This is a genomic window from Gammaproteobacteria bacterium (assembly GCA_041395445.1).
Taxonomy (GTDB): domain Bacteria; phylum Pseudomonadota; class Gammaproteobacteria; order Xanthomonadales; family Marinicellaceae; genus NORP309.
Map to the genome: position 1 here is coordinate 41,115 of JAWLAO010000002.1, position 15,250 is coordinate 56,364.

Genomic DNA, 15,250 nt, shown 5'->3' on the forward strand with positions numbered 1-15,250 from the left:
AGAATCAAAACCCAATTTTTAGTATATTAGAGTTACGAGAAATCGCTATTTTTTGAAAATGAGTTTAGTGTCAATGAAACACCGAGTCCAAGAACCTGAACTCGGTGTTTTGTTACTTAGATTTACTCTAGTGGTTCAAACCCATCTTCAAATATCAAGTCAGGATATAAACATGATTTAACTTCAATATTATCAATCACCCAACCGGCATCACGACCGACAGAGCCATCACTACCGAGTCTGAATCTGAATTGAACATTTTGTCCGCCATATCCAGTCAAATCAACAACTGATTTAGTCCAGTCTTGTGGATCCCCACACCAACCAAGAAAGTCTTGTCCGGTCAATGGATTAGCAGTCCCTGAAAAAGTACCTGTGTAGGTGTCAGTTAGCATTTTGCTATTATCGAGATAAGTCCAGTTACTTCCACCATCTGTAGAGATTTCTAGAATGCCTCCATCCCAACAATTTGGTGCATTGTCTTCAATGGTTTGATGGTTTTGATACTGGAGTGTCATGTTATGATGTCCGGCAGGTAAAGCAATTTCTGGAGAAATCAGTCTTTGATCAGCAATTGCCGTAGGATCAATCGCATGCCATGCCATTCCTGAACCTCCAAACGGATTTGTTGCATCAATTTGCCATGTATCACCGGTTCCCTCATGAGTCCAAGCACCGGCTCCAGCCTCCACATCATCGGAGAAGTGAGTCATAGGTGTTGCAATATCAGGACAATCACCGGGAGCAGGAGCTGTTGTGAAATTAAATATTTCTGAATAAATACTATCTCCGCATGGGTTGTTGGCAATGACTCTCCAATAATACATTGTATTGGAATCTAGTGGAGTTGTTGGTGCTACAGTCGTACCACTTAATGTGCTCGTAAATACAATAGACGTAAATCCCATATCTGTTGCTATTTCAACAGTGTACTCTTGTGAGTTACTGGAACCACTCCAGTTCAAACTGGGTTGATAATCTACATTGATAGAGTTGTTTGAAGGAGTCAGCAAAGATGGTTGAGATGGAGAGACATCAAAAACACTAAGATTTAGATTTAGTGTTTTATCATCAGTTCCTGCTGCTGTACCCAATAATGTCAAGGGGTAATTTCCGGCTGATGCCATTGGAGTTACATCTATATCCAGAGTCGATGAACCCGGTAAAGGTGTTACCGGATTTGGTGTGAAACTCACAATTGATGAAACGGGTTCTCCTGTTAATGAAAGTGTCACGGGAGAGTCAAATAATGAAATTGAACCTACATTAATATCATAACTTGCTGTATCTCCGGTACACACAGACATGGATGACTCAGGAGAACTTAAATAAAATCCCGGAGTTCCGCATTCATCAAATTTAAAAGCTCCTACGCGAATTTGCCAATTGCCACCGGATGTTTCATAATATTCATTCACATGCCAAAATGTACAATCATCAATTGGGTCAACATTTAGAGAGGTGTAATCACCCCATCTTTGCGAACCTGTTTGACTGCCTGTTCCTTCAACAATTGACTCCTCTCCAAGAGTCATTTGACCTGCGGTATCGCCGGCTAACCTACCTGTGTATCTGATTGCAGGGAACATTGTTGAACTGGAAGCACTGTATGCCAAACCAATATTTCCTTCCTGATCCATTGCAATAGACCCCATCCAGCGATGAATATTATCATTGACACCCGGAGCGTATGTTCCTTCTTGGTGAAGAACCGGTGTTGTATCAGGAGATCTGATTTCCCACCAACGAATTCCACCAATTCCTGTGGATGCTTCAACAGACTGATTAGTGACTAATGATTCATGAGTGCCAAAATTTCTGTATGCTAATCGGTGTAAAGGTCTTTGACGATAAGACTGAATATCTACTAGGTTTGTTGTACCTTGTTGAGGAATACAATTTCTACCACCACCACAAGGAAAAATGGTATCGTAACTTGAAATCGGCAAGGATGTTTCAAGGGTAAAAGTTGAGTTTGCAGGTGTGTCAAAATCAGCATGAAACTCCCAGATGTTTAATCCGTCAAAAGGAGCACCATAGGGACCACCATCGTCCATCGAACCTACAAAATACTGTGGAGAACCATTTGGAGGTAAGTCGAAACCATCAATATCAGCCGGTAACAGCCCATCGCCGACTCTCCAAGGATCTGTTGAACGATCCACAAAAAAGTAAACAACTGTCGGTGTTGGGTTACCGCTTATTAAGTCATCTCTTTTGATCCCATAAGCACCAACCCCGGCATAAGAGCCACCATTGAAATCTCTGGTGGAGAGATAGTATCCATCGCTCCAAATACCGTATTTCGGATAATCAGGGAATAAATCGGTTCCTTGTGTATTTTCATTTAAAATAGCCCAACGATACCATGTACCGGTTGGATCAGGAGATGTTGAAATCGCAATACAGTTAAAAAACTCAGTGTGACTTGGTGATGTAAATTGAGTCAACATCCAGCGGTCGGCAATTTGATCGTATAATACAATCGGGTCACCTGAGTTGTCAGTTTCGCAAAATCCACCAAAACCACTCCAAATGGTGTTATTGGCAGCTGGTCCGAAAACTGAATTCCCTGATTTGTCCAAGATATGAAAAGACAAATTCGTCATTGCAATATAGTGATTAGGCCCAACATCACCCGCCGGATCAGGAGGTGAAACGCCTGATAAATTGGAGAGTGCATTAAAAGATGCTGTTGGTCCCGGAATTGTCGCTCCCAAAGTCGTTTGTAATGTTGGATCAAAACTTAATTGGGTGTTAGGTGATTGTTCAATATTAACAGCACCCGGATCAACGATTAAACCACCTCTGTTTTCAGGTGCGGCGATTGGTTTAGGATACATCAATCGCAATGGCATTGAAATATCAAACTTTGTTGCATGCAACACATTCGGAGTTAGAGCTTGTGATTTATTGGTAGAACTTACCTCTTTGTCTTTCTGAGCAATCACAAAAACGGATTGAAATATCAGTATTAAACTGATAATTATTTTACTTTTCATTTCTTCCTCTTTTTTTACTTAAAATTCATCGATAAATTCTAAGCCAGAAGATTAATATTAGCCACTAAAATATTGGCTAAATATCAATTTCAGAAAGAGACAAGGCTATTTTCTTAGTAGTTTTTATTTTAAAACCTTCAATCCACCAAAATATGGCTGTAAAACTTCTGGAATTGTGATTGAACCATCTTCATTCTGATAGTTTTCCATAACAGCAATAAGGCAGCGACCAACAGCAAGCCCGGAACCGTTCAGTGTGTGGACTAATTGAGGTTTTTCGCCTTCATTATCGCGGAATCTTGTTTTCATGCGACGTGCTTGGAAATCGGTACAAGTCGAGCATGAAGAAATTTCACGATATTTGTTTTCACCCGGTAACCAAACCTCAATGTCATAGGTTTTTGCTGAACCAAATCCCATGTCTCCGGTGCAGAGAACAATGGTTCTGAATGGAATCTGCAATGCTTTTAGAATTCCTTCCGCACAAGCGGTCATTTCTTCCAATGCTTGCTCAGAGTTGTCAGGATGAACAATTTGAACCAACTCCACTTTTTCGAACTGGTGCTGACGAATCATGCCGCGGGTGTCTTTTCCATAACTTCCTGCCTCTTTTCTAAAACAAGGCGTGTGTGCCGTCAGTTTGATTGGCAAATCATCGGCGGCAATAATTGTATCAGCATATAAATTTGTTAAAGGAACTTCAGCCGTTGGAATTAAGTATTTCTCATCAGTTGTAATAAATGCGTCATCAGCAAATTTTGGTAATTGGCCACTACCGGTCATAGTCGCTTCATTCACCAGAAAGGGAACGTAACATTCCTTATAGCCATTTTTTTGCGTATGTGTATCAAGCATAAATTGTGCCAACACACGCTGTAAACGAGCAATAGAACCACTTAAAACTGTGAATCTGGACCCTGATAATTTCGCTGCATTTTCGGCGTCCAGCCAATTATTTTTTACTCCTAAATCCACATGGTCCTTGGGTTGAAAATCAAACTCAGTCGGTTCTCCCCATTTTCTGACTTCGACATTTTCAGACTCATCTTTCCCAACCGGAACATCTTTTAGTGGCAAATTCGGTGTGTAATAAACTATTTTTGCAACTTCCTGCTGAATTTCTTCAAATTTCTGTTTTGCTTCAGATAATTCCTCGCCAATTTGTTTTACTTTATCGAAAAGTGGTTGTGCATCTTCCCCTTTTGCTTTTGCTTGACCAATCGATTTGGAAACAACAGTTCTTTGGTTTTGCAGATTTTCTTGTAAAACCTGATAATGTTTGCGCTGTTCTTCCAGCTCTTTCCAGGCATCAACATCCAGTTGATAACCTCTGGTTGCCAGCGTTTTCGCAGTTTCTTCCAAGTCGTTTCTTAATAATTGAGGGTCGAGCATAATGTTTTTCTTTAATAAATGAATCCAAGGGCGGTATTTTAGCCTTAAGTGGGTGAATTCACAATCAAACCCAATAGTACGCCAAGTATTAAGACACAATTGTTTACAATTCGTAGAGATATTATTGTTTTTATGGATTTATTTATTAAAAGCATCTAATATTACTCATCCCAATTGAATAAAAAAACTAACTGAAAAAGTGAGTGATAATATAAAAAATACTGAATTTGAGATTTTCCCATGGCAAAAAAACTTTGATACGGGAATTGAAATTATTGATACCCAGCATAAAAAGCTGGTGGATATTCTCAATTTGCTTGCATCAAACTTAGCCAATCGTTCAAAAGCAGTTGTTTTAAATAAAATATTTGATGAGTTGGCCGAATATGCTAATTTTCACTTCGAGAGCGAAGAAAAAGTTTGGATAGAATACTTCAAAGACGATATCTGGTATCAACAGCATGAGAAAACCCACGAGAAATTCATCCAGCAAGTACTAAATTTAAAAAAACAAGGGGATAAACTGGAGTTGGATACTGTTATCCAGAATGTTGTTTCCTTACTGACACAATGGCTCACATATCATATTCTCGATACCGATAAGCGCATGGCTTTTGTCGTTCAGGAATTAAAAGCCGGCAAACCTCTGGCAGAAGCTAAAAAAATTGCTGACAAGAAGATGAGTGGTTCCATGCAGGTTCTGATAAATACTATTTTGAAAATGTATGACACTCTTTCAAATCGAACAATGGGGTTCTTAAGAGAGCGAGCCTTGAGACTTCAAGCTGAAGCGGAACTCATGCAAAGCGAAGAACGCTGGAAGTTTATTCTCGAAGGTGGTGTTGAAGGTGTTTGGGATTGGAGCATCCCGGAAAATAAAATATCTCAATTTAAAGATAGTGAAACTATCTTTGACAGAATTAACGAGTTTTCCGATTCAAAATTGAGTTCGTCAAATATTCATCCTGATGACCTCATACAAATGAAGCAAGACTTTGATGATCATTTAAATGGTAAAACTGAGTTTTATATCAATAAACACAGAGTTTTAAGAAGTGAAGTCTGTTCATGGATTCTTTCGCGAGGAAAAATTGTAGCACGCGATCATGAAGGTCAACCTACACGAATGATTGGTGTGAATCAGGACATCACTGAACACCAACTCGCATCTCTGATTTATCAGAAAAGCCGTCAGGGAATGGTGATTGTTTCCGCAAATGAAATCATTGTCAGCGTTAATCCTGCATTTTCTGAAATGTCAGGCTATAAGGATAACGAACTTATTGGGAATAATCTAATCCATTTTTTGACAACAGAAAAGGATGAAAGTTTTTATTACGACATGTGGAAAACAGTCAGGTCAAAGGGAAAATGGCAGGGAACTATCTGGAATCAAAGAAAAGATGAAACTAAATTCCCGCAAGAGATTGAGATTTCAAATATCAAGGATAAAAATGGAAGTGCCAACTATTATCTTCTATTAATCAACGATGTCACTGAAAAAATAAAGTCTGACAAAAAAATATTCTATCAAGCAAATTATGATTATTTAACAGGGATTGCAAACCGTTATCTGTTTCAACAAAATCTGGAACAAGAGATCAGTAACTCTCTGCAAAATAACAAATCCTTTGCGCTTTTATTGATTGATCTTGATAATTTCAAAGATATTAATGACATTAAAGGCCATAACTTCGGTGATCAATTGCTCAAAAATGTCGCAAAGAAAATAAATAAATCGGTTAAAATTAAACACAACATTGCCAGATTCGGAGGTGATGAGTTTACTGTCATCATTCCTGAAACAGATAATCACAGTCAAACTGAAAAAATAGCACAGGAGATTATCAGCAGTTTGCGTCAGCCTTTTACTATTAATGATGAGCAGGTTTTCATAACAGCCAGTATTGGTATTGCTACCTATCCGAATGACGGTGACGATGTATTTACGATTTTAAAACACGCAGACCAGGCGATGTTCAAGGCAAAAGAACAGGGTCGTAACAGATACAGTTACTTCACTCACTCGATGCAGGTAGAAGCAACTAATCGCCAACAAATCGCAATGGAGTTGAGACAGGCCATAAAAAATCGTGAGCTGGAAGTCTATTATCAACCGATTGTTAACTCAGAAACCGGGAAGATATATAAAGCCGAAGCTTTACTTCGATGGAATCACCCAACTGAAGGAATTGTTAAGCCGGAGAAATTCATCCAAATTGCTGAAGATACAGGCTTGATTTTGAAAATTGGCCAATGGACGTTTAAAAAAGTCTGTAAACAATTAAAAAAATGGATTCCAAAGTATGGGGAGAATTTTCAAATTAGCATAAATAAATCCCCTAAACAATTTATCAATCGCTCTGCTTCTTTGAAATGGCTTAAAAGACTGAAAAAAAATAACCTGTCCGGTAAAAATATCGCTATTGAAATTACCGAAGGCCTATTGCTAGATAACAATGAAAAGATTCAAAAACATTTATTGATGTTCCGAGATGCCGGTGTGGATATCTCGATAGATGATTTTGGAACCGGATATTCATCCTTATCCTATCTTAAAAAATTTGATATTGATTTTATTAAAATTGATCGTTCGTTTATTAGCAATTTAGAGAATGAACCTGATAACTTGGCTCTCATTGAAGCAATCATTGTGATGTCCAAGAAATTAGGCATCAAAACCATTGCCGAAGGTGCTGAAACTCAATATCAAAATAATGTTCTCACAAAGTCAGGATGCAACTATATTCAAGGATATTACTACTCTAAACCGATACCCGCCAAAGAGTTTGATAAACTTGTAACTAGACATAATGAGCAGTAACAATTCAATTGTTACAAAATGTTAATTTTTTTTCAATATTGAGAAATGTCAATTAACCTTTCTTAAAAATTGTTTAGTATAACAGTGAGTTAATAGGGTTTGCTCCTTATTAACTGGGAGTTTTACTTTTGGGGGTTAATGATGAAAAAATTAAAGGATAATAACTCAACTGTTCGATTTGCTTTGATTGTGGCAGCAATCTTTTCGGTATTGTTTCCGTATCTTTTATGCACACACACCAAAAAAGGGATGCGTAAAGATTTATCAAATAGTTTACAGACAGTTCTAAAGACAACGGAACAGAATTTGTTGATGTGGATTAAAGCAGAAGAGGCAATCATTAAAAGCTGGTCACTTAATAATGGAATAATTTCTGAAAGTGTTACAAAGTTGCTCAATTCTTCTCAAGAGCATGATGATTTGGTTTCAAATCCCTTAACCATAAAGCTTAGAAATCATTTTAAACCAATATTGGAAAGTGAAGGTTATAAAGGCTTTTTTATCATTACACCGGATTATATAAATATTGGTTCCATGCGTGATGCAAACCTCGGCGATGAAAGTCTCATTGATAAATTACTTCTCGAACGTGCTTTTAGAGGAGAAACATTTTTAACTCTTCCTCAAGAATCTGATGTTCCTTTGCTCAATTCAGCCGGGAAAATGGTGGAAAATTATCCAACTATGTTTTTAGTTTCACCATTTAAAGATAACAAAGGAGATGTGATTGCGGTGATGACATTCAGAATTGACCCTAATCTCGAATTCTCCAAACAGTTATCCCTTGGAAAGATTGGAAACACTGGGGAAACCTATGCTTTTAATAGAAACGCTCAACTACTGAGTAGTATTGGTTTTGAAGAAAACCTCAAAAATATAGGTATTGTTGATAAAGATAAAACCTCCATTCTTGAATTAACAATTCATAACCCTGGAGTTAACTTAGTGGAAGAGGGAAGTATCTTCAACGCTAAGGATTACAATGAAAAACCTTTAACCTTAATGGCTGAAAGTGCCACGAAAGGAGAGTCAGGAGTCAATCTTTTGGGTTATTCTGATTATCGTGGGGTTAATGTAATTGGAGCCTGGAAGTGGAATTCGGAATATAACTTTGGTTTAGCTACAGAAATTGAATTCGAAGAAGCATACTCAACCTTGTTAAGTTTACGATATGCAATGATATTAACCGGGCTGATTGGATTATCTGTCATCGTTGCAGCGTATTTTTATATTCGTTATAGTAAAAATAACAAAAGGCTCTCATTAGAAGATGGTCTGACTGGAATTGCCAATCGCCGAATGCTTGATTTGACACTTAAAAACGAGTTCAATCATTCGATGAGGTATAAGAAACCGTTGTCAATTTTGATGATTGATGTTGATTTTTTCAAATCTTACAATGATGTATTTGGTCACTTGGTAGGAGATGATGCACTCAGAAAAATTGCTGGTCTTATTAAAGATTGTGTTCATAGAAAAAGTGACTTGGTTGCTCGATATGGCGGTGAGGAATTCTGTGTAGTATTGCCTGACACCTCTTCAGAGAATGCCCACCAAATTGCCGAAAAGATCAGGGAAAAAGTTTTTGCAGAAAAAATTGATAGAAATCCGATACAAGGGTTAAAATGGATTACCGTGAGTATTGGAATAAAAACCCTCATTGTTGATGAAGGTATTGATATTCCGATAGTTATTTCACAAGCTGATGCAGCTTTGTATCAAGCTAAAAATGCGGGCAGAAATCGCACTCAGATTTTTGAAAATTGAATCGAAATGGAGAACTACTGATTGTAGATAAATGGTTTTTTGCCACTGTCTGAATGTTTGTCAAGCCATTGTTGGTGCAATTTTTCTTCCTCTTCGGATGCTAAAGTTACTTTTAGTGGTGGCAAATTGTTTAAATCAATGCTAAATCCTTTAATTGTATCTGAATGACTTGTCGCGCCACCCAAATTCAGCTTGGTTTGGCCACCAGTCATTATCAGATAAACATCAGCCAGAATTTCAGAGTCAAGCAACGCTCCATGTAATGTACGCTGCTCGTTGCTGACACCATAGCGCTTACACAATGCATCCAGAGAGTTTCTTGCGCCCGGATGTTTGTTTCTGGCATATTCAAGAGAATCTGTAATCGTGCAAATATCCTGAATTTTCAGGTTTTTTCCGCATAATGCAAATTCGTGATTAATAAAATTTACATCAAACCCGGCATTGTGAATTACTAGTTCTGCACCTTTTACGAACTCAATAAACTCATCAACAATATGTTCAAATAATGGCTTGTCACTGAGAAACTCGGTTGTAATTCCATGAACCTCCAAAGCTCCTGGTTCACTCTCTCGCATAGGGTTGATGTATTGCTGGTAGTTGTTTCCCGTGAGTTCACGATTTATGACTTCGACCGCACCTATTTCAATAATACGATTACCATCGGAAATGTTAATGCCTGTTGTTTCGGTATCCAGCATGATTAGCCTGTTTCCGTTCATTCCTGTGCCCCCAGACTTTTTATTTTTTCTGCTTCCAAGCGAGCGAGTTGATCCACTCTTTCATTCTCATCATGTCCGCTGTGACCTTTGACCCAATGCCAGTTTATTTGGTGTTTCTGCGCCAGTTCATCCAATTGCATCCACAGTTCCTGATTAAGAACCGGCTTTTTATCAGACTTTTTCCAGTTACGCGCTTTCCAGCCCTCAAGCCATTGAGTGAAGCCATCAATCACATACTTTGAGTCGGTATAAAGCTCAATATCGCAAGCTCTGCTTAATGCTTGCAAACCCTTGATGACTGCTGTCATTTCCATTTGATTATTCGTCGTATCAGTCTGACCACCGCTAAACATTTTCTCGGTTTTATTATATCTTAGCAAACATGCCCAACCTCCGGGACCCGGATTTTGTAAACAAGAACCGTCTGTAAACATTTGAATTTTTGCCTTGGTCATTTATAAAAAGAGAATAAAATGGCATTATACTGACATCAGTGTTCCAAACCTATAATTTCGTGATAAATTTTTCATGTCACCAAAAATATGAAACTGACGTATTAATCTAAACAAACGGAGAATTCAGTTATGAAAAAGTCATTCTTATCAATATTTGTAATTATTGCTATTTTAGGATGTTCAAAAGATTCTCAAGGTGAAAATAAACCTTCCGTAAGTGTTCCGGATGGTGTCACTTTTGAACTTAATGTTAGTAATGGACAGGGATTTAATCACGAAAGTCCAAAAGCCAAAGTGCATTCTGCTACTAACAAAATTGTCAGTTTCAAGGCGACCGACTGGTATTTTAGAATTCATGGCTTGGGTCTGGAGGAAGAAGGTGTTTCTGAGACTGAAAGACTTGGAAAAAACAATACCATTCTATCTATGAAAGCTGAGATTAACGGAAAAAAAGTAAAAGTGGGTTGTGATCCTGCCAAGAATCCTAAAGGTTTTTTCAAGCGAACTGAGCTCACAAATGACACTATTTCCGGTGAATTTGAAGTGGAGTTTGTCAGTTGTGATGATTATATGACCGGAAAACCGGTGGATTATCCGAAAGAACCATTTACAGTCACAGGTCGCTTTAATAATTTCCCTCTAAAGAAATAATTAAATATCTTTTTGGATGAAAAGTTTGCTCATCTATCGTAAGATTGTCCGCTGTAAATTTATTTAAACATATAGGGGACAACTATGGGTTTACTCAAAGGTAAAAAAGCCTTAATCGTTGGCGTTGCCAGTGACCGTTCAATTGCTTGGTCGATTGCTGAGGTCTTTCACAGAGAAGGTGCTGAACTGGCTTTCACATATCTGGATGACAAATTAAAAAAACGTGTTGATAAAATTGCAGCACAAACCGGTTCGGAAATTGTACTTCCGTGTAATGTTGCCAGCGATGATGAAATCAATAATGTTTTTAGCGAACTGGAAAAGCATTGGGATGGATTGGATATTCTTGTTCATTCCGTTGGTTTTGCTCCGCGCGAGTTGTTGCAAGGTGACTATTTACAAAACCTGACTCGTGAGGGTTATCACGTTGCTATGGATATTAGTTCTTACTCTTTTGCGGCGCTTGCTAAAGCCGGTAGAAATATGATGAAAGGTCGTGAAGGCTCATTACTCACATTGAGTTATTTGGGTGCAGTCAAAGCCATGAACAACTATAATGTCATGGGTGTTGCCAAAGCAGCATTGGAAGCCAATGTGCGTTATATGGCTCACTCACTTGGAGCTGAAGGAACGCGTGTCAATGGCATCTCAGCCGGACCAATTAAAACTCTGGCAGCTTCAGGAATAGGCAACTTAAAGAAAATGCTCGATCATGTTGCAGAAAAATCACCTTTGAAACGCACCGTTACACAAGAAGATGTTGCCAATGCCGCTACATTCCTGTGTTCTGACTGGGCTCGTGGAATCACCGGCGAAATCACTTATGTGGACTCCGGTTATAACATCATGGGCATGACCGGGATTGATGATGATTGATGAATCATCAATTGGTTTTATCAAAATGAAAAGCAGGTTTTATATCTGCTTTTTTATTGGAAACTTTATAAAACAAAGTTTATATAACATTAAATTTCAAATTTAAGGTCTCCCTGACTCTTTTCATTTTTATAAAAGTTTCAAAATTATACGAATTTACTCACTCAATTTAATTTTTATCTCTAAAATCGTCTTGAAATGATAACGAAGTAATTAAACCTTTTAGAAAGTATGATACATATCAACATTGTAGTTTATGCAGTAATTTTGAATTATAATTTCAGGTAACTTACATCAGAACTAATTGGGGGAAACAACATGAGTCATATTTATAACAACATACTAGAAACAATCGGAAAAACACCCATTGTAAAAATTAACAAACTGGCATCAAAAGGAGTTAATATTTATGCCAAGGTAGAATCATTTAATCCTATGGGTTCTGTTAAGGACAGATTGGCAATCGGAGTGATTGAAGATGCCGAAAAACGTGGAGTATTAAAACCGGGTCAAACAATTGTTGAAGCCACCAGTGGCAATACCGGGATCGCATTAGCTATGGTTTGTGCTCAGAAAGGTTATCCGTTAGTTATTGTTATGGCTGAGAACTTCAGTGTGGAAAGACGTAAAATGATTCGTTTCTTAGGTGCAAAAGTAGTCCTCACTCCCGCACAATACAAAGGCACTGGAATGTTAAATAAAGCCAAGGAACTGGCCGATAAGCACGGTTGGTGGCAACCCAAACAGTTTGAAAATCCGGCAAATGCAGGAATTCATGAAAGAACCACTGCAAAAGAAATTCTTTCCGACTTTGCAGAAATTGGACTTGATTATTTTGTCAGCGGATTTGGCACCGGCGGAACATTAGCAGGAGTATCAAAAGGCTTAAAGACCGGAAGTCCAAATACAAAAATTATCGTGTGTGAGCCTGATAATTCTCAGATTTTAGCCAGTGGAATACCACAACCGATAGATCCTTCAGGAAACTATGAAGAAAGTCATCCGAACTTCAGGCCTCATCTTATGCAAGGTTGGTCACCGGATTTTATTCCAAAATTAACGCAAAATACCGTAGCCAACAATCTCATTGATGGTTACATTGCAGTCGATGGAAATCATGCAATCCAATGTTCAAAAGATTTAGCTCAAAAAGAAGGGATATTTGTTGGAATTACAGCAGGTGCCACCTTTTCAGCGGCTTTGGAAGTTGCCAAAACCGCTTCGGAAGGATCAAATATACTATGCATGTTGCCGGATACAGGTGAAAGATATTTAACCACAGTATTGTTTGATAATATAGCAACAGAAATGACGGATGATGAATATGATATTTCAAAATCAACGGATGGATTCAGATTTGATATTACAGCGGCTGATTGAGTAGAAGAAATCATTCCGAAAGCGAAAGAAACTGCTATCATTGAACTAAATAACATCATAAGTGATACGAGCCAGCCCGTTGTCATGTTTGCGCTTAAATGGTGTGAGTTTTGCGGTTCAGTTAGAAAAGTCCTTGCAAAGTATGGGATAGACTATCAATCGATTGATTTAGATTCCGTTGAATATCAAAAGGATGATAGAGGCAAAGATTTACGTCTGGCATTAAGAAATAAAACCACCTGGAATACCTTTCCACAAATTTTTATCAACGGTGAATTTGTTGGTGGCGGCATTAATTTGTTTGATGGTATTAAAAATGGCAGTATTCAAAAATTACTAGACCAAAATGGAATACAAAAAAATGATTCGACAGTTGACCCTTATACTCAATTACCAACATGGCTGCATCCTCGGGGTAAAGGGTGATGATGATATTGATTGTCATATAAAGATTTGTCCCCAGATAACGCAGATTGGAGCAGATGAACTGCTCACACTCGCTCCCATACTCTGAGACTGTGAAATAACTCATATTAGAATTACAACAAAACATGTTACAATCATATGTGCTAATAATACAAATTTTTACAAATGTCATCATTTTATAAATCAGGAAAGAATCGTCATCAACAATTAATCTTCCCTCCCAGTCTGGATGAATATATAGACTCTGACAATAGTGTAAGAGCGATTGATGATTACATTACACAACTGGATTTTGATAAGCTAGGCTTTCAAGATACAAGGAAAAGCAACCGGTCTGACGGTCAAAAATCTTACAGTCCCAAACTATTAATGAAAATATATCTTTATGGATATTTGAATAAAATCAGAAGTAGCCGAATGTTAGAGCGAGAGTGCAAACGCAACATTGAACTCATGTGGCTTACTTCAGGATTAACACCAACTTACCATACAATATCAGACTTTAGAAAAAACAATCCCAAAGCACTAAGAAAGACATTTAGACACTTTGTTCTGTTATGTAAGAACCTGAGTTTGATTGGAGATGGTCTAAAAGCTGTTGATGGAGCATTTTTAAAAGCCAATGCCTCAAAAAACAAATTACTAATGAAGAAGACAATTGAAAAAGACTTGGTAATTATAGATGAGAAAATTGAAACCTATTTAAAAACTTTAGATAGTTCGGATAAAGAAAAGCAACCATCAAACCTGGCAGATAAATTACCCAGGGATATAGAAAAACTGAAAGCCAGACAACAAAAGCTGTTAGATGATTTAGCGCTTCTTGAGAAACTAAAAAAAAAGCAACATAACCTCACAGACCCGGATGCATCACTAATGAAAAAAGCCTGCTCATAACCTTGTGGCTTACAATACACAAATAACAGTAGATGAAAAATTCAAATTAATAGTAGCCACTGATGTTTCCTCAAGTGGTAATGACTTAGAACAACTTCACAATATGTCAGTTCAAAGCAAAGAGAATCTTGAAGTTCAGGAATTAGACATAGTCGGTGATGTAGGATACTTTAGTGCCAAAGAGATCAAGAAGTGTGTGGATGACAACATCAAAATATCAATACCTGAAGGCAATAAAACTCAAGGTCAAAAAAACAAAGGTAAATATACAAGAGACGCCTTTAAATATGATTCACAAAATGACTGTTATGTATGTCCAAACAATAAGAGCCTCAAAAAAACAATATCGAAACAAACTAAAAATGAAAAACTATACTATAAATATGCAACGACAAACCCGGATTGTAATGGATGTCCATTACGAGAAAAATGCTTGTCATCTAAGGCGTCTTATAAAGTGATTTATAGATGGGAATATGAAGCTGTGGTTGAAAAACATAGGGAAAATATGGCCTTAGAGGAATCAAAAGAAATTATTAAGAAAAGAGGTTCCATTGTAGAGCATCCATTTGGAACAATAAAACGAATGCTCGGTTGGGATCATTATCTTGTTCGGGGCATTGAAAAGGTATCTGGTGAAAATGCATTAATCATGTTTACTTACAATTTTAAGCGAGTATTAAATATACTGGGTATTGATATATTTAGAAAAATGATAAGATTGATGTAAGACCTTTAAAAGGCCATATTCACCTGAGTAAAAAGTCAGTTATTGAAGATAATGACAAGCAAAGCTAAATTTATAGCTAGTAAGAAAATATAAAGTAGTTAATCATAAATTTAGTACAATATAGAAAA

The 15,250-nt window shown here is 37.4% G+C and carries 12 protein-coding genes; 8 read left to right on the plus strand and 4 right to left on the minus strand.

The features are described from left to right. Positions 1–122: 122 nt before the first annotated feature. Both R3F25_03500 and serS read right to left on the minus strand, forming a co-directional pair. Positions 123–3,002: a choice-of-anchor J domain-containing protein gene (locus R3F25_03500; GenBank protein MEZ5495880.1), complete on the minus strand. Its 2,880-nt coding sequence runs from the start codon at positions 3,000–3,002 to the stop codon at positions 123–125. A gap of 123 nt (positions 3,003–3,125) precedes the next feature. Then, the gene (gene serS / locus R3F25_03505) at positions 3,126–4,394 is read right to left on the minus strand and encodes a serine--tRNA ligase (GenBank protein MEZ5495881.1); all 1,269 of its coding nucleotides are present in this window, start codon (positions 4,392–4,394) and stop codon (positions 3,126–3,128) included. Between the two features lie 199 nt (positions 4,395–4,593). On the opposite strand from serS, the gene R3F25_03510 reads away from it, so the two are divergent. Both R3F25_03510 and R3F25_03515 read left to right on the plus strand, forming a co-directional pair. Continuing rightward, a complete protein-coding gene (locus tag R3F25_03510) occupies positions 4,594–7,218 on the plus strand; it encodes a bacteriohemerythrin (GenBank protein MEZ5495882.1) in 2,625 nt (874 codons plus the stop codon). A 138-nt stretch (positions 7,219–7,356) separates the two neighbouring features. Beyond that, positions 7,357–8,985 (plus strand): GGDEF domain-containing protein, encoded by a 1,629-nt coding sequence (locus R3F25_03515; protein ID MEZ5495883.1) that lies wholly within the window; start codon positions 7,357–7,359, stop codon positions 8,983–8,985. A gap of 14 nt (positions 8,986–8,999) precedes the next feature. Here R3F25_03515 and dnaQ read toward each other — a convergent pair whose 3' ends face one another. Together dnaQ and rnhA are read right to left on the minus strand one after the other, a co-directional pair. Continuing rightward, on the minus strand, positions 9,000–9,707 hold the full coding sequence (gene dnaQ, locus R3F25_03520) for a DNA polymerase III subunit epsilon (GenBank protein ID MEZ5495884.1): 708 nt from the start codon (positions 9,705–9,707) through the stop codon (positions 9,000–9,002). Next, positions 9,704–10,141, minus strand: a complete 438-nt coding sequence (gene rnhA, locus R3F25_03525) for a ribonuclease HI (protein ID MEZ5495885.1) — start codon at positions 10,139–10,141, stop codon at positions 9,704–9,706. The genes dnaQ and rnhA overlap by 4 nt, the downstream gene beginning before the upstream one ends. A 150-nt stretch (positions 10,142–10,291) precedes the next feature. On the opposite strand from rnhA, the gene R3F25_03530 reads away from it, so the two are divergent. The 6 genes from R3F25_03530 (at position 10,292) to R3F25_03555 (ending at position 15,122) form a co-directional block, all read left to right on the plus strand. Continuing rightward, on the plus strand, positions 10,292–10,813 hold the full coding sequence (locus R3F25_03530) for a hypothetical protein (GenBank protein ID MEZ5495886.1): 522 nt from the start codon (positions 10,292–10,294) through the stop codon (positions 10,811–10,813). 84 nt (positions 10,814–10,897) lie between these two features. Continuing rightward, entirely contained in the window at positions 10,898–11,689 is a 792-nt protein-coding gene (locus tag R3F25_03535; protein ID MEZ5495887.1) for an enoyl-ACP reductase, read from the plus strand. Between the two features lie 318 nt (positions 11,690–12,007). After that, complete coding sequence (gene cysK / locus R3F25_03540; GenBank protein MEZ5495888.1) at positions 12,008–13,069, plus strand: cysteine synthase A; 1,062 nt, start codon at positions 12,008–12,010, stop codon at positions 13,067–13,069. Positions 13,070–13,153: 84 nt separating this feature from the next. Then, positions 13,154–13,495, plus strand: coding sequence for a glutaredoxin (locus R3F25_03545; protein MEZ5495889.1), 342 nt, complete (start codon positions 13,154–13,156; stop codon positions 13,493–13,495). A 165-nt stretch (positions 13,496–13,660) separates the two neighbouring features. Beyond that, positions 13,661–14,392 (plus strand): transposase, encoded by a 732-nt coding sequence (locus R3F25_03550; GenBank protein MEZ5495890.1) that lies wholly within the window; start codon positions 13,661–13,663, stop codon positions 14,390–14,392. 4 nt (positions 14,393–14,396) lie between these two features. Then, positions 14,397–15,122, plus strand: a complete 726-nt coding sequence (locus R3F25_03555) for a transposase (GenBank protein ID MEZ5495891.1) — start codon at positions 14,397–14,399, stop codon at positions 15,120–15,122. Positions 15,123–15,250: the final 128 nt, after the last annotated feature.